Annotated in this window: 20 protein-coding genes and 1 riboswitch; of the genes, 14 read left to right on the top strand and 6 right to left on the bottom strand. The window is 43.9% G+C overall.

The genetic code is table 11. The annotated features are described in order from the left end of the window. Positions 1 to 314: 314 nt before the first annotated feature. From ECHVI_RS07945 to ECHVI_RS07925, 6 genes are all read left to right on the top strand, one after another. The gene (locus ECHVI_RS07945; RefSeq protein WP_015265446.1) at positions 315 to 1,364 is read left to right on the top strand and encodes a GntR family transcriptional regulator; all 1,050 of its coding nucleotides are present in this window, start codon (positions 315 to 317) and stop codon (positions 1,362 to 1,364) included. A 93-nt stretch (positions 1,365 to 1,457) separates the two neighbouring features. Next, entirely contained in the window at positions 1,458 to 2,900 is a 1,443-nt protein-coding gene (locus ECHVI_RS07940; RefSeq protein WP_015265445.1) for a purine-cytosine permease family protein, read from the top strand. A 12-nt stretch (positions 2,901 to 2,912) separates the two neighbouring features. Next, positions 2,913 to 3,098, top strand: a complete 186-nt coding sequence (locus tag ECHVI_RS23285; protein WP_015265444.1) for a hypothetical protein — start codon at positions 2,913 to 2,915, stop codon at positions 3,096 to 3,098. 46 nt (positions 3,099 to 3,144) lie between these two features. Then, positions 3,145 to 4,062, top strand: a complete 918-nt coding sequence (locus ECHVI_RS07935) for an alpha/beta hydrolase (protein WP_015265443.1) — start codon at positions 3,145 to 3,147, stop codon at positions 4,060 to 4,062. A 375-nt stretch (positions 4,063 to 4,437) separates the two neighbouring features. Further along, on the top strand, positions 4,438 to 5,493 hold the full coding sequence (locus ECHVI_RS07930; RefSeq protein WP_015265442.1) for a GntR family transcriptional regulator: 1,056 nt from the start codon (positions 4,438 to 4,440) through the stop codon (positions 5,491 to 5,493). Between the two features lie 167 nt (positions 5,494 to 5,660). Further along, positions 5,661 to 5,858 carry a hypothetical protein gene (locus tag ECHVI_RS07925; RefSeq protein WP_041738419.1) on the top strand — a complete coding sequence of 66 codons (198 nt, stop codon included), beginning with the start codon at positions 5,661 to 5,663 and terminating at the stop codon, positions 5,856 to 5,858. 119 nt (positions 5,859 to 5,977) lie between these two features. On the opposite strand, the gene ECHVI_RS07920 is transcribed toward ECHVI_RS07925, so the two are convergent. Continuing rightward, positions 5,978 to 7,279, bottom strand: a complete 1,302-nt coding sequence (locus tag ECHVI_RS07920) for a voltage-gated chloride channel family protein (RefSeq protein ID WP_015265441.1) — start codon at positions 7,277 to 7,279, stop codon at positions 5,978 to 5,980. 31 nt (positions 7,280 to 7,310) lie between these two features. After that, positions 7,311 to 7,380: riboswitch (Fluoride riboswitch) on the bottom strand. A 135-nt stretch (positions 7,381 to 7,515) separates the two neighbouring features. Between ECHVI_RS07920 and ECHVI_RS07915 the strand changes: the two genes are divergently transcribed. Further along, positions 7,516 to 8,412: a TIGR01777 family oxidoreductase gene (locus tag ECHVI_RS07915; protein WP_015265440.1), complete on the top strand. Its 897-nt coding sequence runs from the start codon at positions 7,516 to 7,518 to the stop codon at positions 8,410 to 8,412. Here ECHVI_RS07915 and ECHVI_RS23280 read toward each other — a convergent pair. Next, positions 8,409 to 8,585, bottom strand: a complete 177-nt coding sequence (locus tag ECHVI_RS23280) for a PLDc N-terminal domain-containing protein (RefSeq protein WP_015265439.1) — start codon at positions 8,583 to 8,585, stop codon at positions 8,409 to 8,411. The two genes, ECHVI_RS07915 and ECHVI_RS23280, sit on opposite strands and share 4 nt — an antisense overlap. A gap of 138 nt (positions 8,586 to 8,723) precedes the next feature. Between ECHVI_RS23280 and ECHVI_RS07910 the strand changes: the two genes are divergently transcribed. Beyond that, positions 8,724 to 11,288 carry a M14 family metallopeptidase gene (locus tag ECHVI_RS07910; RefSeq protein ID WP_015265438.1) on the top strand — a complete coding sequence of 855 codons (2,565 nt, stop codon included), beginning with the start codon at positions 8,724 to 8,726 and terminating at the stop codon, positions 11,286 to 11,288. Between the two features lie 241 nt (positions 11,289 to 11,529). Here ECHVI_RS07910 and ECHVI_RS07905 read toward each other — a convergent pair whose 3' ends face one another. Continuing rightward, complete coding sequence (locus ECHVI_RS07905) at positions 11,530 to 13,764, bottom strand: ATP-binding protein (RefSeq protein WP_041738416.1); 2,235 nt, start codon at positions 13,762 to 13,764, stop codon at positions 11,530 to 11,532. Between the two features lie 270 nt (positions 13,765 to 14,034). Between ECHVI_RS07905 and ECHVI_RS07900 the strand changes: the two genes are divergently transcribed. Continuing rightward, the gene (locus ECHVI_RS07900; RefSeq protein WP_015265436.1) at positions 14,035 to 14,538 is read left to right on the top strand and encodes a hypothetical protein; all 504 of its coding nucleotides are present in this window, start codon (positions 14,035 to 14,037) and stop codon (positions 14,536 to 14,538) included. A gap of 19 nt (positions 14,539 to 14,557) precedes the next feature. On the opposite strand, the gene ECHVI_RS07895 is transcribed toward ECHVI_RS07900, so the two are convergent. Continuing rightward, entirely contained in the window at positions 14,558 to 14,827 is a 270-nt protein-coding gene (locus ECHVI_RS07895; RefSeq protein WP_015265435.1) for an acylphosphatase, read from the bottom strand. Between the two features lie 214 nt (positions 14,828 to 15,041). Between ECHVI_RS07895 and ECHVI_RS07890 the strand changes: the two genes are divergently transcribed. From ECHVI_RS07890 to ECHVI_RS07870, 5 genes are all read left to right on the top strand, one after another. After that, complete coding sequence (locus ECHVI_RS07890; protein ID WP_015265434.1) at positions 15,042 to 16,142, top strand: vWA domain-containing protein; 1,101 nt, start codon at positions 15,042 to 15,044, stop codon at positions 16,140 to 16,142. 2 nt (positions 16,143 to 16,144) lie between these two features. Continuing rightward, entirely contained in the window at positions 16,145 to 17,671 is a 1,527-nt protein-coding gene (locus ECHVI_RS07885) for a P-loop NTPase family protein (protein WP_015265433.1), read from the top strand. Positions 17,672 to 17,797: 126 nt separating this feature from the next. Further along, positions 17,798 to 18,112, top strand: coding sequence for a hypothetical protein (locus ECHVI_RS07880; protein WP_015265432.1), 315 nt, complete (start codon positions 17,798 to 17,800; stop codon positions 18,110 to 18,112). Between the two features lie 283 nt (positions 18,113 to 18,395). Beyond that, positions 18,396 to 19,637 carry a hypothetical protein gene (locus ECHVI_RS07875; protein WP_015265430.1) on the top strand — a complete coding sequence of 414 codons (1,242 nt, stop codon included), beginning with the start codon at positions 18,396 to 18,398 and terminating at the stop codon, positions 19,635 to 19,637. A gap of 58 nt (positions 19,638 to 19,695) precedes the next feature. Next, on the top strand, positions 19,696 to 20,217 hold the full coding sequence (locus tag ECHVI_RS07870) for a heme-binding domain-containing protein (RefSeq protein WP_015265429.1): 522 nt from the start codon (positions 19,696 to 19,698) through the stop codon (positions 20,215 to 20,217). 52 nt (positions 20,218 to 20,269) lie between these two features. Here the strand turns inward: ECHVI_RS07870 and ECHVI_RS23610 are convergent, their stop codons facing one another. Further along, a complete protein-coding gene (locus ECHVI_RS23610) occupies positions 20,270 to 20,479 on the bottom strand; it encodes a hypothetical protein (RefSeq protein WP_157501300.1) in 210 nt (69 codons plus the stop codon). Next, on the bottom strand, positions 20,476 to 20,700 hold the full coding sequence (locus tag ECHVI_RS07865; RefSeq protein WP_015265428.1) for a VF530 family protein: 225 nt from the start codon (positions 20,698 to 20,700) through the stop codon (positions 20,476 to 20,478). The genes ECHVI_RS23610 and ECHVI_RS07865 overlap by 4 nt, the downstream gene beginning before the upstream one ends. Positions 20,701 to 20,704 lie beyond the last annotated feature (4 nt).

The following is a 20,704-nucleotide window of genomic DNA, read 5'->3' as shown; positions in this document are numbered from 1 at the left end:
ATGCGCAATCGATTGTACAAAATAGTATTATGGTTTGGCTAATTCAGTGATTTATATTTACAGCAAACGATTTCGACAATTTGGACAGCCTTTCTTCTTTACAAGAAAATCACTAAATTTCTACATAAACGACACCAAATTAAATTTCCTTAAAAAAAGCGTTTAAACTACGAAAAGATCACATTTAAATAGCATAAATATTAAAACACCGCTAAAAACAGGCTACCATCCATATAAAATAACTTCCGGTACTTGCTTGGTATAGCAAGTTCTATTTATATTACAATCGATTGCGCAAACGACTAACCCCCAAAATGATCGAAGCTCCAACATCCATCCGTATTGATTCGGAGTCCAGGATTCCGAAATACCAGCAAATCGTCAATTCCATCATTGAGGACATTGAGAAAGGCAGCCTATCAGTGGGTGAAAAAATCCCTTCCATCAATGAAATCAGTGAAGAGTATTACCTTTCCAGAGATACCGTAGAGAAAGCCTACAACCTTTTAAAGAAAAAGAAGATCATCGTTTCGGTAAAAGGCAAGGGTTATTATGTCGCCAGAAATGTATCCCAATCTCAGGTAAAGGTACTTTTTTTACTCAACAAGCTCTCCAATTACAAGCTTCGCATTTACAATTCATTTGTCAACAGCCTGGGGGCAGACGCGCAGGTAGACCTCCACATCTATCATTGCGACCCAAAGAATTTACTCAATCTCTTAAACGAAAATACGGGGGCCTATGATTATTATGTAGTTATGCCCCATTTTAAGGACGACGACTTACATCATAACAATTACAATCAAGATGTCATTGATGCGCTTCGAAAAATATCTCCTGATAAGTTGATCATTATGGACAACTACATGCCCGACCTTGGGGATGAAGTAGCTTCTATTTATCAGGATTTTAAAATGGACATCTATAAAGCACTCAAGGAAGGCCAAGCCCGTTTGCAAAAATACGATACCTTAATTTTAGTCTATCCCGACAATGTCATCTATCCTTATCCAAAAGAAATCAAACAGGGCTTTAAGAAATTTTGTGTGGAATATGGACTAGAATTTGAAATCATCAACACCATCTATCCAGAAATGGAACTTAGCCCCAATGATGCCTATATCCTGATCGAAGAAAATGACTTGGTCAACCTCATGAGGCAAATCAGGGACGAGGAATATTTACTTGGTGAGGACGTAGGGGTCATTTCTTATAACGACACTCCTCTCAAGGAGCTTTTGGGCATCACAGTCATGTCCACGGACTTCAAAGTCATGGGAGAAACTGCCGCCTATATGATCAAAAAACGAAAAAAGGAGGTGGTCAAAAACGTCTTTAATTTCATCGATCGAGGGTCTATCTAAACCTCCCGTACTTTCGTTCGTCATAACAGTACAGGATAGCTTTCACACCGTGTTTTTTTAATTTCACAGCTACCCAAAATACGATTTAACAACATGTCCGATAAAAAGAATCTTGTACAGAAACTCGAATCTGTCAATGAATATGAAAGGGAAGCTATCCCTCAAAACAAGCTCAAAAGCTGGAAATCCTTTGTAGGAACCTATGCTGGTGAACACACCGCGGGAACGGAATTTGTCCTGGGGCCACTATTTGTGGCGCATGGTGCGAGTGCCGTTGACTTGGTCAGTGGCTTGCTCGTCGGCAATATTCTTGCCGTGCTCAGCTGGGCTTTTTTCACGGGAAAAGCCGCTACCAAAACCCGGCACACCTTGTACTTCCAGTTGGAGAAAATCGCGGGAAGTCGCTTCACCATGATCTATAACTTGGTCAATGCCGTAGCCTTTTGCTTTTTGGCAGGAGCCATGATTACCGTGGCGGCCACCGCCGTGGGCATCCCGTTTGACTTGGCCATGCCTGCGCTGGATGACACCTTGCCCACGAGCTTGGGGTTTGTCCTTACGGTATTCGTAGTGGGCGCCATCACCACGGTGATCGCCATGTTTGGGTTTAACCAAGTCGTGAAATTTGCGAATATTGCCGCCCCATGGATGATCATGATCTTTGTGGCAGCAGCCGTAGCGGTATTGCCCCGATTAGGGATCAACTCCATTGGAGATTTTTGGCCTGTGGCCAAAGAAACCATCTGGTCGGGAGTCCCCTTGGAAGGGAAAACCAAATTCACCTTCTGGCACATCATGTTCTTCGCATGGTTCTGTAACATGGCCATGCACATCGGAATGGCAGACATGTCCATCTTACGATATGCCAAAAAATGGACAGCCGGGTTTGCCACTTCCACAGGGGTGTTTTTAGGGCACTACGTGGCATGGATTGCCTCAGGGATTTTATACTCCCTTTTCCTACTGGAATCTGATGGCAGTTTGGTTTTTGCTCCTGGGCCTATTGCCTACGAGGCAGTCGGTATTGCTGGCGCGATTTGCGTGATCATCGCAGGCTGGACCACTGCAAACCCAACCCTATACCGCGCAGGACTGGCCATTCAGTCCATTAATCCCAACTGGAAAACTTGGAAGGTCACCCTCTTTGTGGGATTGATTACAACCATTGCGGCATGTTTTCCAGCTTTGATGATGCAATTACTAGACTTTGTCGCCCTTTACGGATTGGTATTGATGCCACTAGGGGCGGTTATCTTTATCGACATTTTCTTGTTCCCAAAAATGGGGATGCAGTCTAATTTTGCAGCTTTGACCCATCGTAATTTTAATCCTGCCGTGGGCATCACCTGGCTCATCACCTTGATATTCTGCTTAGGACTAAACTTGTTTGCAGGAGTAGAAATTTTCTTCCTGGGGCTACCCGGCTGGTTTGTGGCTGTCTTGGTGTACATCGCCAGCAGTAAAATCGTCCAAAAAAACACCTCGATACCCCACACCGCTAAGCCAAACGCTAAAAGTGAAGTTCCCGCATCATAACCCAAATCAACCATGAAAACGATCGTTAAAATAATATCATTCATCGCGCTGGGCTTAAACCTAATTCCTGCCTTTTTGGTATTCCAAGGGATCATTTCCTCCGACCAATGTAAGACACTGATGTTTATAGGCACGGTACTTTGGTTTATCACTGCCCCAATGTGGATGAATAAAAAATCTGAAGAGGCCTCGTCATAGGCCTCTTTTTTTTAACTTACAGACCAAAAGACCTAACCCCATTGCCATGTTTTCCTCAAAAAAAACCTTGGTAGCAGCTTTTATTTTCGTTGCACCATTGTGGACACTTGCCCAGCAAAAAACCTATTCCCTTTATTCAAAAGAAGCCCCCAACACCAGAACGTTACTCGCCAAAGACGGGATCGGTGAAGGAGGGCGCATCACAGAAGTCGCCGTCCCACAGCTGACGGTCTATCGCCCCCAGAACAAAAACTCCAACGGAAAAGCCATTCTCATCTGTCCGGGGGGAGGCTATAAGATCATCGCCATCCAGCATGAGGGACACCAAATAGCGCGATGGTACAGTGAAAGGGGCTATACGGCCGCCGTATTGAAATACCGGTTACCAGAAGAGGAATTGCTTACCGAATCCTGGGAAGTCCCGTTAATGGACGCAGAAGAAGGCATGCGCTTTTTACGAAAACATGCCTCCAAATGGGGTTATGCGGAGGACAAAATTGGTGTATTGGGATTTTCGGCAGGAGGACACCTTGCTTCATCAGTATCGGTTCACCACCACCCAACCAATGGCAAAGTCCCTAGCTCAAAGCCAAATTTCAGCATCTTGGTATATCCGGTGATCAGCATGGACACCACCATAACCCATCAAGGTTCTCGACAAAATCTTCTTGGGGAAAAACTGAACACCGAATGGGAAAACTATTTCTCCAATGAAAAACAGGTAAACGGTGATACACCTCCGGCCTTTTTGGTGCACTCTTGGGATGATGGTGGGGTACCGGCCGAAAACTCCATTCGCTATGCCAAAGCACTTCACAGATACGAAATTCCAGTAGAACTGCATCTTTTCCAAAAAGGCGGGCATGGCTATGGCCGTGGCAACTATGAACAGCATGGTAACGCAGCCGCTTGGCTGGAACTAAGTGATCGCTGGATCACCGATCTTTTTCCTACGAAAGATTAAAGCGGATCATCGCAATTTGACCTTAGAAAATTTCACCAAGTCAACTCCAACGTATGAAGTTCACCCCTCCTATTTGATCATGAAGGTGGTTTTTATAAAATAAACCGCCTATTTTTTTTGTAAAAAGTTTTTCAAAAATTGGGCACTTTACACGGCAATAGTTATATTGCACTCAAAGGCAAAGATGATTCACTCTCCATTGCTGCCTTTAATTGGTTGGCGCACACCAATCAATTTTTCCGATAGTTTCGCGGAAAGAGTTGTTAACCCTAAGCATAAGATTAATTGACCCGATTGTACCTTTGGTTTTTTCCAGTGGAAAAGCCATACGTTTACAGCAATTAAACCCTTAGTATTAACCAACTCGAAAGCGTTATGACATTAGTAGCAGAAGGACTTCTTTTACAGATCGACAGCAAGTCCAGGATTCCAAAGTACCAGCAAATCGTCGACTCCATCATTAAGAACATTGAAAACGGTTATCTAAAAGTTGGCGAAAAATTACCTTCCATCAATGATATTTCAGAAGAGTATTACTTGAGCAGGGACACCGTTGTGAGGGCTTATAATCTGCTAAGGGAAAAGAAAATCATCACCTCGGTGGTATCTAAGGGTTTCTATGTCAACAAAGCCGTAAACAGTTCCAATAGCAGAATACTTTTCATTCTCAATAAACTGAGCAATTATAAGCTGGAGATTTATAATACTTTTGTAAACAGCATGGGCTCTGACAATCAGGTAGACCTTAGGGTTTATCATTGCGATCCCCAGCTTCTGATCAATATCCTAGAGGAGAACATGGGGGCTTATGATAACTTTGTCATCATGCCTCATTTTAAGGATCAAAAATCGGGTCACACCAATTATGACAAAGAAGTCATTTCTTGCTTAAAGAAAATCCCTAAGGGGAGGCTGGTGATCATGGACAACTATTTGCCAGAAATGGGGGATAATATCGCCTGCATCTACCAAGATTTCAAAATGGACATTTACCGGGCCTTGGAAGAAGCTAAGGACCAGTTGAAAAAATACGACAAACTGATCTTAGCCTTTCCAAATAACCCCATCTATCCCTATCCCAAAGAAATCAAACAGGGCTTTTTAAACTTCTGCAACACCTATCATTTTGACGCAGAAGTCCTCGATAAGATCTACCCTGACATGGAGCTTCAAAAGAAGGATGCCTACATCGTCATCGATGAAAATGATTTGGTAAGCTTGGTGAAGCAAACGCGGGACATGAAGTATCAGATCGGAAAAGACATCGGAGTGGTCTCTTACAATGACACCCCGCTAAAAGAACTCTTTGATATTACGGTGATCAGCACGGACTTTGAACTGATGGGAGAATCCGCAGCATACATGATCAAAAAGCACAAACAAGAGGTCGTACCAAACATCTTTAGCTTTATCGACAGGGGATCGCTTTAAGGGTTCAAGCGATAGTGCTAGCAGAACAATAATACTCCACCAAGGGGCCAAGGCAATGAAACATCATACATTCCTTCAGTGCAGGCAAAGCATGCAGTTGGTGCCTTCGGGTAGTTGTGGCAAGTTTACTTAGCCGTTGTTTTGCCACTGGACAAACGGTTTCTCTTTTGGGTCAAACCTATTTTCAGAGAGATTTCCCAAATAGAGGGCATTTTAACTATTGGCTGGATGATGCAGAGATGGTGGTGACGCAGAGGGGCATCACGGAAAGGGTTCTCGCAGATGAGAGTGGATACACTGATAGCATGATTACTAAGCAGGATGCCATCATCGTTGCCAAGACAAGGCCCATGAAAAACATTTAAGTTAGCCACAGACAAAATGGACGAACACAGATGGTGTAAGAATTGCATCTGTGTTTATCTGCATTCATCTCTAACCAAATAGAGCCCAACGGTGGCAAGGAATGTGTTTAGCTTTTAAATCAATCCAATTTCCCCAAGCTTTTCCCCTTGTTTTGATCCAACGAGATGTGTTTTGGAGAGCCAATTACTTGTGAGCCATAAATCCCTGAATGCCCACTGAACAGGTAGGCCAATACACACGCCAAGCCGACATACACGCCAGATTCAGCACCAAAAAGCTCAATGCCCATCAGGGTACACGAAAGCGGGGTATTGGTAGCGCCAGAGAAAACCGCCACGAACCCCATGCCGGCCAGTAACGCCATAGGAAGCGGAATCACTCCCGAAAGCATATTTCCGAGTGTGGCACCAATATAAAAAAGCGGGGTCACCTCACCACCTTTAAATCCTGCGCCCAAGGTCAAAGAGGTAAAGCCGGTTTTGGCAAGAAAATCGTACCAAGGCAAGGGAGCATTAAACGCCTCCTCAATGGTGGGTACCCCCAAACCAATGTATTTTGTGGTACCGATCATAAACACCAAGACCGCCACCATGGCACCTCCTATTACCGGTCGAAGGGGCGGATACCGCACGGAGGTTTTAAATGCCGCTCCAAAAAACTGCGTGGCTTTTGAAAACAGCCTGGCCGCCAAGCCAAAACAAATTCCTGCCGGGATAATCCAAAGTATATTTAACAACGTCAAGGAGGGGATAAAAGGAATCTCGTACGGCGTGTGGTGCGCATGCCAAAAATCAGCACAAGCATAATCCGCCACATAAGCCCCAAGGAACGCCGGCAAAATCGCTTCATACCGGACCCTCCCGACAATCAGCCACTCCAAGGCGAAGATCGCGCCGGCCAAAGGAGTCCCAAAAACAGATGCAAAACCAGCTGCCACCCCAAGGGTAATGATGGCCTTTCTGTCAATGGCATCAAGCTTAAACCATTTGGTAAATCGGTCGGCAATGGCGCCGCCCATTTGCACGGCAGTGCCCTCCCGGCCTGCAGAACCTCCAAAAAGATGCGTAGCGATGGTCCCAAAAACGACTAATGGAGCCATCCTGAGCGGTATTGGGGTCAAGGGATTGTAAAATTCCTCCAAAAGCTGATTATTGCCCTTTACTACGGATTGCCCATATTTATGATAAACCCACCCTATAGCAAAGCCACCTACGGGTAACAACGCGATCATGTATACATGCTCTTCCCGGAACAACGTCGCCCACTCCAGCCCAAACAAAAAGAAAGCGGAGGCTGTTCCGACCAGCAGGCCAATAAAAATGGCCAGCACCAGCCACTTTATGGTATACTGTATACTGGGAACAAATTCTTTGGTAAAGAATCTTTTAACATGAATCAAATCACGCGCCTTCTCCAACATAGGTATCGCTGTTTTTTTCAATGGTAAACTAGTCGAAGCAGGAGTCATCAGCGCTGAAAAATCAGAGCGGTTATAGGTGGCACCCCATCACCTTGTACCATCACCAGCCACTTATGGGATAACATCAAAAAACTCACCAGATGCTCCTTCAGCTTGGTTTTTGCATGATACTAGGACAAATATAGGCTTTTTCTTAACTTATTCCGAAAGATTGAGTTAATGAATAAAAAGCCATGATGAACAACATTCTGATTACCGGGGGATCTGGCCTGATAGGGCAAGCACTTACCAAGGCACTGGAAGCGAAGGGTTATGCCGTCGCTTGGCTTAGCCGGAACCCAGAAAAGCAAACCCAAAAGAGTTTTGCATGGGACATCCAAAAAGGCCACTTGGATACTCAAGCATTGGAATGGGCTGACGCCATCATTCACCTGGCTGGTGCAGGGGTAGCGGAAAAAAGGTGGACCGCCTCGCGCAAAAAACTGATTCTGGAAAGTCGTACCCAGTCTACGAAGCTGCTTTTTGATCAAGTAAGGCTCTTGGAAAACAAACCCAGCACTTTTATCTCGGCCAGCGGAGCCAATTATTACGGCTTGGACAATGGGGAAACATGGCTCAATGAAGAAAGCAAAATGGGCGATGATTTCCTCTCCTTGGTAGTGGAAGCATGGGAAAAATCAGCCTTCCAATTTGAGGGACTAGGCATCAGGACCGTGGCCTTCCGTACTGGAGTAGTCCTCTCCCAAAAAGGAGGCGCCCTGCCCCAAATGCTTCAACCCCCCATTGCCGCACCACTTGGAAGCGGGGAACAATACATGAGCTGGATCCACCTTACGGACTTGGTCGAAATGTACGTGTATGCCCTAGAGGCTGATAACATATCGGGATACTACAACGCCGTCGCCCCGCAGCCCGTGACCAATCGCGAACTCACTAGAAAAGCTGCCGCTGCCAAAGGAAAGCCTTTTGTGAACATTCCTGTTCCAGGCTTTTTGCTTAAACTTGTACTGGGAGAAATGGCAGAAATGATCCTGGGAGGCAATAAAATTTCCTGCGATAAAATCATCAGTGGGGGCTATAGTTTCCGCTATTCATCCCTTGACCATGCCTTAAAAGACCTCTTCGGAAATTAAAGCACCGCCTTCCCCCTACCGATCAAAAACCATAAAATACTTCCCACTAAGGGAAGCAGTATCACGATCAGTACCCAGATCACTTTATCTGTATCAGTGTGAAATTTACTTCTGACCACATCTACGATCGTCAAAATGTAGATAATGGTACCGATGATGCCAAGCTTTCCCATGTTCCTTTCCGTTTTCGATGGATAAAAAATACTATTCGATCAGTTTATTTTACCTTCAGAATTAATTTACTTAATTTTTTTAAGAAATATTGTGCAGCTTTGGATAATGATAAAATAAAATCCTTTAAACGAAATAAGATGTTGAAAAGAATATTATCACTTATTCTCTTTCTGGCAGCATTTCACGGGCTAGCCCAAGAGAATGTATCGCTTGACTATTATCTAAAACCTGGCTATTCGTATAATCCGGACATCCCCACACCAGCATCTGTGCTGGGATATAATATTGGGGAATGGCACGTGAGCTACGACCAAGTGCATATGTACATGAAGGCCCTTGCCGAAGCTTCAGATCGTATAAAACTGGAAATCACGGGGCGTACCTACGAGCAACGGCCACTGATGATGTTAACCATCAGCCATCCGGACAACCTCAACAAGCTAAACGCCTTGAAATTTCAACGCTCCCAACTTCGGAATCCTGCTGAATCCCGAGAGGTAGACATCGAAAACATGCCTGCCGTGGTATATATGGGATATTCTGTCCATGGCAACGAAGCCAGTGGAGTGAATGCTTCCTTGTTGGCAGCATACCATTTTGCGGCAGCCAATGAAGTAGAAGAAGACCTTAAAAATATTGTCATCATCATGGAGCCGGGCATCAATCCAGACGGCATCAATCGCTTTGCAAGCTGGGTAAACAGCAATCGCAGCATCCATATGAACGGTGACCCCAACAACCGAGAGCTTAACGAAGCTTGGCCCCGCGGCCGTACCAACCACTATTGGTTTGACCTGAACAGGGACTGGCTGCCAGTACAGCATCCCGAATCCCGCAGCAGGATTACTAAAATCCAGGAGTGGAAGCCAAATATGGTCTTGGATTTCCATGAAATGGGCACCAACAGCACGTTCTTCTTCCAACCGGGCATCCCAAGCAGAAATCACCCGCTAACACCTACGAAAAATTTTGAATTGACTGAAAAAATTGCCCAGTATCATGCCAAATACTTGGATGAAATTGGTTCCTTATATTTTACCCAAGAAAGCTATGACGACTTCTATTACGGAAAAGGCTCTACCTATCCAGATGTCCAAGGACAAATCGGGATCCTTTTTGAGCAGGCATCTTCCCGTGGTCACTTGCAGGAAAGTGTAAACGGCCCACTGAGCTTTGCCTTCACCATCCGCAACCAGTTTACCGCGTCACTTTCTTCCTTTGAAGCAGCCATTGCCATGCGAAATGAGCTGAACAGCTATATGCGGGATTTTTATATCGATGCCAAGTCCGATGCTGATGCCGACACAAACAAGGCTTATATCTTCGGTGTGGACAACGATAATGGTCGAACATTTCACTTGGCCGACATGATCTTACAGCACCAGATCAAACTGTACAGCCTTAAAGAAGACATCACCGTAAATGGGGTGGATTTTAAAGCAAACAAAGCTTATATCGTCCCGCTGAACCAACCGCAATACCGTTTGGTCAAAGGGATGTTTGAAACCCGAACTACATTTCAGGACAGCTTATTTTACGATGTATCCGCTTGGACCCTGCCGATGGCTTTTGATATGGAATTCATGGCGGTCAACAGCCGAATCATGAACCTGGCCAATGTGGAAGAGGTCAAAAAGGGATTGACGATGCCCCAAGGAAACGTTGCTGGAGCTGCAGGAGCTTATGGCTATGCCTTTGAGTGGGGAGAATATTATGCCCCTAAGGCCGCTTACCGTTTAATGGACCTTGGTTATAATTTGCGCGTGACCCATGAGCCATTCGAAGTAAGCGGAGATTTGCAGTTTAGTAGAGGCACCATTTTGGTGGATAAAGGACAATCGGGAGCTTCCGACCAGGCCTTTTTCGAAGACCTCCAAGCAGTCGCCCGTGAGACAGGAATTACGGTTCATGCTATCAATACAGGCTACACTGGAGGAATCAATATGGGATCCCCCAGCATCGATGTACTGGAAAAACCTGAAATAGCCCTATTGGTGGATAGCGGTGTATCCAGCTACGAAGCAGGTGAAATATGGCACCTGATGGACCAACGATTGGAAATCCCAATCACCCTGCTGCCACTGGACATGGTTTCCCGAGCTGACCTAAACCGCTACAATGTGATCATTATGCCAAATGGCAGCTACCATCCCCTGAGCAACTCCGCTACCGAATCCCTGCAGCGATGGGTAAGTGACGGCGGGACCATCATTGCCAGAGGTCGCGCCCTCAACTGGCTGAACGACCATAAACTGGGTGAGTTTTCCTTTAAAAGTGAAACCGAGAAAGACAGTACTGTCCAAAAAAGTTATGCCAATCTCTCCAACGACTATGGCTCGAAGGTGACAGGTGGTGCCATCTTTAATGTCAAACTAGATCTCACACACCCGATTGGGTATGGATATAAAAATGAAGAACTGTATACCTTCAGAGACAGCAATCAATTCCTTTTACCTTCCGAAAACCCATATGCCAATCCGCTGATCTATACGGATGAGCCTTTGGCAAGTGGATACGTTTATCCATTCAACCTGGAGCAAATGAAAAATACCGCCATGATAAGGATAAGTGCCAAAGGGAGAGGGAAAATCATTGGCTTTGTCGACGATCCAAATTTCAGGGCCTTCTGGTTTGGAACAAACAAACTGTTCTACAATAGTATTTTCTTCGGTCAGACCATCAGTGGTAGTTCGGCCAGGTAAATGCAAGACACCAGCCCTTCTCGAAGGGAGAAGGGCTGGTCCTTTTTCGTAAAATCCCTTGACATGATTTTTTAATCCTTCAAAGAAATGGATACCTGTCTTTTCCTTCCCGCAGACCATTTAAAAACACCTACTCCACACGGCAACGTATAAACCAGCCGTTCCTAAGTGACACTCATCCCTGTATTGCAAGTGATGTTGAAGAAGTATCGGGATCAAGTAACCAAATGGCAATATTGGATTACTGGGTTTCCTCAGTGATATTTTCATAAAGGATCTTTTTTAATGCCGGCAAGGAATAAGGCTTTATGATGTACCCTTGTATTCCTGAATCTTCCATAAGCTTCCGATCCAATTCCTCCTCCATCACAGCTGTATGGGCTATGATCGGTACATCAACTACCTCTTTGATTTTTCTGGATAATGCATATCCACTGATGGAGGGCATGTTCAAGTCCATGAGGACTAAATGAATTTTTTCTTTTAATATGATGGAGACCACGTCATCGCTATCGGTAGCCTTGAAGCATTTATATCCCAACTTGGTAACCAAACGCTCTGCCACCATCAAGTTGATATCACTGTCGTCCACCACCAAAATATGAAGCCCCTCCTTTTTTGGTGATAATTCCGCGTCCCGAACAGTGACCTCATTCTTATTCGTTTCCATTAGGAGTTCAAAAGAAAACGTTGCACCTTCCCCTTCTTCACTTCGTAGATGGATCTTAGAGTCCATTTCTTGCAGCAGTTTCTCCACCACAAAAAGTCCAATCCCCACCCCATGAAGATCAAAAGGATTATGGGAGGAGTCCTGATCCCCGATCCTGTCCATAAAGTTAAACATCTTTTCCTGCTGCTCTTTTGGAATGCCTATTCCGTTATCAGAAACTTTAAAGTTAAATTTTCCGGCATTGTCCTCTGCCCCCACTTTCTCGACACTGAGAACCACCTTGCTATCTCCACTATACTTGATCCCGTTAATGATCAGGTTTAGCAATACCTGCATTAATTTTTGACGTTCGCCTTTTACCCACATTGGTCCTTCCCAAGTGGTGTTCAGTAGCAGGTCAACTTCATTTTGCTGAGCGAAATAATGGGCCGAATCAATAACATCTGCCAAAATCTCGCTCAGATCAAAATAGGATTTATTGGGTTTAGACTGGTCCTTTTGACCTTGCTCAAAATTCATCATTTGTAAGATATTATTGATCAAAAGAAGCAAGTAGTCTCCCGAATGTTTGATTGCCTTGATTTGCTGAGGGACCACCTTGTCCACATCCATAACAGAAGTAAGGCCAGTAATTGCGTAGACAGGAGTCCTCAATTCATGAGAAACCACCGAAAAAAATTTTGATTTGTCCCTGCTTACATTCTCCAACAGCTTATTTTGAGCCATCAAGCTTTCATTAAGCGCCATTTGAATCCTTCTATTTCTTAAGGCCAAATAGAAATACGTCCCCATCAACACCAAGATCAGTACAATTAATCCAATATAAAGCTGTTTCTCTAGGTTCAAACGCCTATTTTTCATCTGTGTCATCTCAAGCTCTTGCTCAAGATTAGAGAGCTCCTTGAGGTAAACCGGGATCTCATGGGTTCTTTGTACGAACTGCTGCTTACTCATCCTCAAATGAAAGTTATACTTTTCCAGACTCGCTTTTACCGCTTCCAAGTCCCCCAACTTGAGGTAATAGTTAAGGTACTCTTCATAGATCCTGGACAATTTTTCTTGATCTCCGTATGGTTCAAAAAAATATTTTGCTTCATCTAAATATGACTTTACCAAATCAAATTTTTGTTCAGTCTTAATGTAACATTTAGCCAGTTCAATTTTAATAATCACCGTTTCGGTAGCCACCCGATAATCCAGCATTGGATCTGGAGCATCCATCTTCTGGTGGTATTCTGCCCTTTCCAAAAAACGCTTTCCAAACACAATTCCTTGTTCATAATTTTGAATATCATAACTATTATACAAGGCAAGTTCCATCAAGGGAATTAACTCCTTAGACTTGACTTGGTAACGTTGGGAAATTTTCAGGCAATAGTCCATTTCAGCTTTTAGCTTGTCGTATTCTCCCAAACTTCTATATACAGTGGCCAGTTCTTTTGCCAGCTCCAGATAAAGCCCCCACTCTTCGATCGATTTTGCCAGCCTCATGCCATTTAAGATGTACTTTTCGCTGTCTTGGAAATAAAAAATGGACCTATAATAAATCCCTAAATACCGAGAAGCCTTTACTATATCCAACGGATCTTCGATCTGATGATAAAAGTTTTCCAATTCTAGGATATAATCAAAATCCATCGAATCGCGGATGTCCCGATTGATCACTCCCTTCGAAGCTTCTAGTACCCTCTCTAGGCGAGCTGTGTCCATACTGGACTGACCCGAAACGAAGGAATACCCCCCGATTAGCAGCCCAAGGACAACCAACGTATTTATGAGCAAACCTTTCCCTAACATTTTAAGCATAATTTAAAATGGTACTTATAGCTATTTATGAGCACTATTAACCTAAAGCCTAATATTTAAAACATATTGATAAAACCATCCTATAATATGCCTATTTTCATATTAAGTCCTTATGTTTTATATGAATTTTTACAATTTATCCAGCAAAAATAAACGGTATAAATGACCCTTGGTTCTTCCTTTTCACCCCTACCCGAAAATTCCTCCCTCTTTGCATTTCCATTTTGACGATAAAACCGTAATTTGCAGGATTATTGTACATAGCTCAACATGATTCAAAAACTCTTTCCATTAGACAAGAACTATATTCTCCGGCAGGCCCAATCTGTCATGGAAGAAGAGTTGGTGGAAGTGCTGGTACAGGAACTCAAAAAATCGTATACTTTACTATACAATCCCTTAGGATTGATGGACAACACGTACCAGCAAATTGTTGAAACACAGGTTTTTCCAAAAGACCGTGTCCGGGTAATTTACGAGCAACTTTGTGGAATTTATCGATTTAAGTATGGCTCCAACCAACTTGAGTTCTTATTTGATGGCCGTAGCCACCTTGATAAGTACAGGGAAGATTGGAAAGCACAGTTTACCAATTGGCTTAGAGAACTGGGCACCCATGAACCCTATGTCAAAACCATGCTTAGAATGACCGTCCTTTTCGACACTGAAAACAGGGCTGAGTTTGCAGAAAACCGCTGTAAAAGCTTTATAAATGATTTTTTTAAATTAAAAATTGTCAAAAGAAAAGGCGAACTTAAGTTAAAGATCGCCTAGTCTCCTTTCCTGTTATTGCCTATCGTTTAATCTCGAAGGTGTCATGCTTAAGATCATATCCTTCACTTAGCAACAAAAGTGCTGTTACTTCGGCTTGGGGAGGCCCATGTTTTAGCCATTTCTCCATGGCTTTCACCTGTTCCTCATTCCCTTGGATCACTGTCAGGACAGAACCATCTGGCTCATTTTTCACCCAACCTTTCACCCCGATTTCCTGGGCTTTTTCTTGAGTACTCTTTCTAAAAAATACCCCTTGGACTTTACCTAGTATTTTGTATTTCTTATTCATTTCTAGTAAAAATTAATACAATTACAAATTAAACAAAGATCAAATTCTTTAAAACCTCTTTTACATTCTCGGACAATTATTTGTAAATTAAAAGGTATAAATGCGCTTGCTTGAAGCAGCATAGATCCTCAAATCACAACCGTTTTTTTAGGATTAAAATAAAAAACAGGCATTCTCCAAACTACTCAACGCGCTATCTTGTTATCCATACAATATGAAAGGATTTAGATTCACTCAATACACCCCTCAAAAGGATCCTAACAAAAATACTTTTGAGAACCTCTTGGATGTATTTTTGCAGCTTGTCACCATGACTGGTGGCGATGTAGGCGAGGCTTTGAGCTGGTTGACGAACTTGGACAATCGCTATGGCATGACCAATCCGGGATACGGGATCGGCGATTTCATCGATGACCTCAAAGACAAAGGATACCTCACGGAAGAAAATCAAAAGGGAGAAATCAAAATCACCGGGAAATCGGAACAACAAATTCGTAAAAGTGCTTTAGAAGAGATTTTCGGCAAATTAAAAAAGGGAAAAGGCGGCCAACACCGGACCACCCTTACGGGGCAAGGTGAAGATAAAGGCAGTGAACGAAGGCCGTTTGAATTTGGAGACAACCTGGAACAAATTGCCCTGACAGACTCCCTTCGCAATGCCCAGATCAACCATGGTTTCGGTGGTGATTTCCTGCTTACCGAAGATGACCTGGAAGTCACCGAAAACGAATACCGTACCCAGACCAGCACGGTGCTGATGATCGACATTTCCCACTCCATGATCCTGTATGGCGAGGACCGGATCACCCCTGCCAAAAAGGTGGCCATGGCCCTTGCTGAACTCATCAAAACCCGATATCCAAAGGATACCCTTGATGTTATTGTCTTTGGGAATGATGCTTGGCAGATCGAGATCAAGGACCTCCCTTACTTGCAAGTAGGACCCTACCACACCAATACGGTGGCGGGACTCCAGCTGGCCATGGATTTATTAAGAAGAAGAAAAAATCCCAATAAGCAAATCTTTATGATCACCGACGGGAAACCCACCTGTCTGAAAGTAGGGATCAAATATTACAAAAACAGTTTCGGCATTGACAGCAAAATCCTAAATGAAACCCTAAAACTGGCTGCTCAATGTCGAAAAATAAAAATACCGGTCACCACCTTTATGATTGCTTCAGATCCCTATCTCAAGGAATTCGTGCAGGAATTTACCAAAGCCAACAATGGCAATGCCTATTACAGCAACCTTAAAGGGCTAGGCCACCTTATTTTTGAAGACTATCGAAGAAACAGAACAAAACGCTTTTAAGCATGACATACCAGCAATTGAAGAGCAAAGATTTATTAAAAATAAAAACACTTGGCGAATTAAAGGCCAGCGGTTATCAGCCTAAATCCATTAAGGAAGAACTCCGCCAAAATCTGATACAAAAAATAAAAGCAAAAGAAAATGTTTTTGCTGGAATTTGGGGTTATGAAGACACGGTCATCCCGGACATCGAGCGTGCCATCCTTTCCCGCCACAACATCAACTTTCTCGGCCTAAGAGGACAGGCAAAAACGAGAATTGCCCGGCAAATGACCGAGCTTTTGGATGAATACGTGCCCGTGGTGGAGGGTGCTGAGCTTAACGATGACCCCATGCAACCTTTAACCAATTTTGCCATAGAGTTGGTGGACGAAAAAGGGGACGATACGCCCATTGGATGGTGGCACAGGGATGATCGATACACCGAAAAACTGGCCACGCCCGACGTCTCCGTAGCAGACCTTATCGGGGATGTGGACCCCATCAAAGCCGCCACGCTAAAACTCTCCTATAACGATGAGCGTGTCATCCATTATGGTTTGGTGCCCCGTTCGCACCGCTCCATATTTGTGATCAACGAGCTTCCTGACTTGCAGGCGAGAATCCAAGTGGCGCTGTTTAACATCCTTCAAGAAGGTGACATTCAGATCCGGGGCTTCAAACTCAGACTTCCACTGGACATCCAATTTGTCTTTACGGCCAATCCAGAAGATTATACCAATCGTGGCAGTATCGTCACCCCGCTGAAAGACCGGATTGAATCCCAAATCATCACCCACTATCCCAAAAACATCGAAATCGGCAAAAAAATCACTGCCCAAGAATCCAAGATCAGTGGAAAGCCGATGGATAAGATCCATGTGCCAGAACTGATGAAAAACCTGATAGAACAGGTGGCGGTGGAAGCGCGCACAAGCGAATATGTAGATGAAAAAAGTGGGGTTTCGGCAAGGCTGACCATTTCAGCCTATGAAAACTTACTTTCAGCCGCCGAACGCAGGATTTATCTGAACGACGAAAACGAAACCGTCACCCGAATTGCAGACCTAATCGGGATCATTCCAGCCATTACGGGAAAAGTGGAATTGGTATATGAAGGCGAGCAGGAAGGCGCCGGACTGGTAGCCTATAACCTTATTGGCAAAGCGATTAGGACCTTGTTTGCACAACACTTCCCCACCCCAGAGCAAAAGAAAAAAGACAAAGAAGGCAATCCTTACGTCTTGCCCCTTTCATGGTTCGGAGAAGGCCACCACATCGACATCTTGGCATCACAAAGTGACAAGGAATACAAAAAATCCCTACATGAAGTCCCTGGATTGGAAAAAGTCACCACGGATTTTGTAAAGCAGCTACCTGAAAAAGAAAAGGAATTCTATATGGAATTTGCCTTGCATGGCTTGGCCGAATACAGTCAACTCAGCAAAAAACTCCTTGACACCGGTATGCAGTTTAAGGACCTTTTCAGCAGCATGTTTGACATGGAAGCCCCTGACGAAGATGATTTCGATGAGGAAAATTTAAATTGACCTGGTTGAGGCTGCCCCATTATGTGATGTCCCTTGCCCCAAATATCTATGTATGTCTTTTGGTGAGTGCATGCGTAAATAATTGGAGCAGCCTCTGATATATTTCACTAATCCAAAACATGTCCAATGGAAGATAAAATCCAACCTTTTAGACAACCCATAATCACTGGAGGAGGCATCATATTAGGTTTTATTTTGAACTTTGCTGCCGAGTTTGTCAAAACCGACACAAAGCACAACACCTTGGCCTTTATCATCGGTGGTTTCACTTTAATAGGAGTCATTTTCATTATCATCTCCATGGCCCGTATACTTAACTTTAATTACCCAAAAGATAAAGCCGACATATACTATCAGAAAACTTATCTTTTTTTTATTATGGGAATTATATTTTCTTTTATCGGGGTATTCATCAATATGACCATCACATTTTTCACCTAATCCGGTGACTCACATTCATTTATAAATATTTTTTTACTAAAATTAATTTATATTCACCTATAATATTAAGAGTAATAGGGAAGCATTTTAGCCACAAAACATAATATTCGTCCCTAGAAAACAACCCTCCTCCTCTATCCTTTGCAATGCATTTAGGTTCATGGCTAAAGATATCATTGGTCATGAAAAAAATTCTCTTAAAGGAGGTGCACCCCCTGCCGTTAGGTAAAGCCATCGACAGGGATAACTGACTATTCAGGACCTTTATTAGCAAAATAATCCTATGCAAAAATGGACATTATTCCTACTATTTTCATTTCTCCTATTTGATAGCGCTTTGGGTCAAGACCGCTTTTTGACCCTCCAATCTCCAGACAGCATCCATGGTGTCCCACGATTTAGCACCAGCTTGGGAGTAAACATGAAACTCAATGGCTATATGGACATATTTGGTGGCCTACAAGACAGCGAAACATTTAAAGTAGGCCAAATCAATGTTTTCGGTAATGACGATTCCAAAAGCTTGCACGTAGACATGTACCAAACGCAGCTAAAATTGGCTACCACGCTCATGCTACCGGATGGTCAACGAATAGATGCCTTGGTGGAATCAGATTTTTGGGGAGGCAATGGTACCATAAGGCTACGAAGGGCATTTGTAGAGATGTCCCATTGGCAGATTGGGCAAAACTGGCATAACTTTGGCGATGAAGTATTATGGCCAAACATCATGGAATGGGAAGGACCTCCATCCGGGATCTGGCTGCGAACCCCTCACATAAAGTATAAAAACCACTTCCAAAACAAGCAATTCATCTATGAAATCAGCCTTGAGGCTCCTCTTAGTGACTACAATCATTTTGGAGAATTGGAACCTTTTGTGGAGGAAGCCCAGCAATTCACCCCTGACCTGACATTTGCCCTCAAAAACAAACGCAGCTGGGGACATATACGACTTTCATCTGTTTTACGATATATACGATACCGCCTTCAAGACCACAACAGTGGCTTTATGGGATATGGATTTAGCCTTTCAGGCATTTACACCAATGCTCTACGCCGTAACAATCTTCAATTCCAACTGGTCGGAGGAAAGGGCATCACGGCATTTATGACCAGTATCGCGGGCCAAGGTTACGATGGGTTTCCTACAAATGACGGACGCTTCCAGGCTACTCCCGTGTATGGGGGCTGGATAAGCTACGAATATTTTTTTACCCCCACCTTACATGGGAACATCGTCACGGGGTACACCCACTTTTCGGCGCAGAACTTGAGCAGATACCTCCTCACCCCTGAGCCAGAGACACCAGAAATCCACTTGGACGGCCATGTGCAGCACATGCATTATTACGGGATCATTAACCTCATGTACGACCCTTACGAACGCATGACCATTGGTTTGGAATTGGATTATGGTGTAAAAGACCTGAAAGCAGATGGGTATGTAAACGGGACGCCTCTATCCAGGGGGAAAGCAAGGGATGCCATGCGGATAAGTTTTGGCTTTATGTTTTATTTCTAAAAATATTAACCCTGCTTTTATTATATTGGTTTTAAGATAATATATAAACTGACAATCTATGGTTAAGAAAATTCTGTTTACCCTATTGGTCATTTTCATCATTATTCAATTTTTTAGACCTGAAAAAAACGACTCAAATGCTCAGCCCGCTCCGCTTAGCGCGGACTATGTCCTCTCAAATGAGGTGAGTTCGATCCTAGAAAAAGCCTGCGATGACTGCCATAGCAATCACACCAATTACCCTTGGTATGCCAATGTGCAACCGGTCGCCTGGTGGCTGGACGGTCACATCAAGGACGGCAAGCGCCACCTGAATTTCGATGACTTCACCAATGCGCCCATCGCGCGTCAAAACCACAAACTAGAAGAAGTCATTGAAGTGATCGAGGAAGGAGAAATGCCCCTCAATTCATATACCGCACTGGGCATGCACAGTGAAGCTAACCTCACGGAAGAAGAAAAAGCAGTCTTGATCGACTGGGCCAAAAACCAAATATCCATGCTCAAAGACAAGTATCCGGCGGACAGTTTGGTCATGAAGAGGCGTCAAAGACCCCAAAATGCAGCTGGCAACCACTAATTCATATGGAACGATTTCTCCATCTCCTCAACCAAAACCAAAAAAACATGCCCTAAGGACAGGAGCCAGATGACCGTGATGCCATATCTCCCATGACCATTTCCATTTTGGTAGGATCGGCACCATTGTCACGGCGATGAAGGCAGTGGCAGGGGGCGACTATCGCCATAGTTGCGATAGCGGTGACCTTGATCCATTGGCCTTTATCGGTACCGGAACGGTCCTTAACAGGATCAGGATAGCATTCAGGAATTGAATTCACTTTTTCTTTTCCAGTAACTCCAAGTACAAGCCTTCCACCTTGGCCCTTGCCCACGGGGTACGGCGAAGGAATTTTAAGCTGCTTTTGATGCTTGGGTTGGAAATAAAACAATTGACGGGTACCTTTTCGGCCAGGTTATCATAGCCGTAATATTTTACCAGCACCGTCACAATTTGTTCAAGTTTTACCCCGTGCATGGGATTATTGGGTTGATCTTCCATGGAA

It is taken from the genome of Echinicola vietnamensis DSM 17526 (assembly GCF_000325705.1).
Taxonomy (GTDB): domain Bacteria; phylum Bacteroidota; class Bacteroidia; order Cytophagales; family Cyclobacteriaceae; genus Echinicola; species Echinicola vietnamensis.
This window is presented reverse-complemented; position numbering and strand designations above follow the sequence as displayed.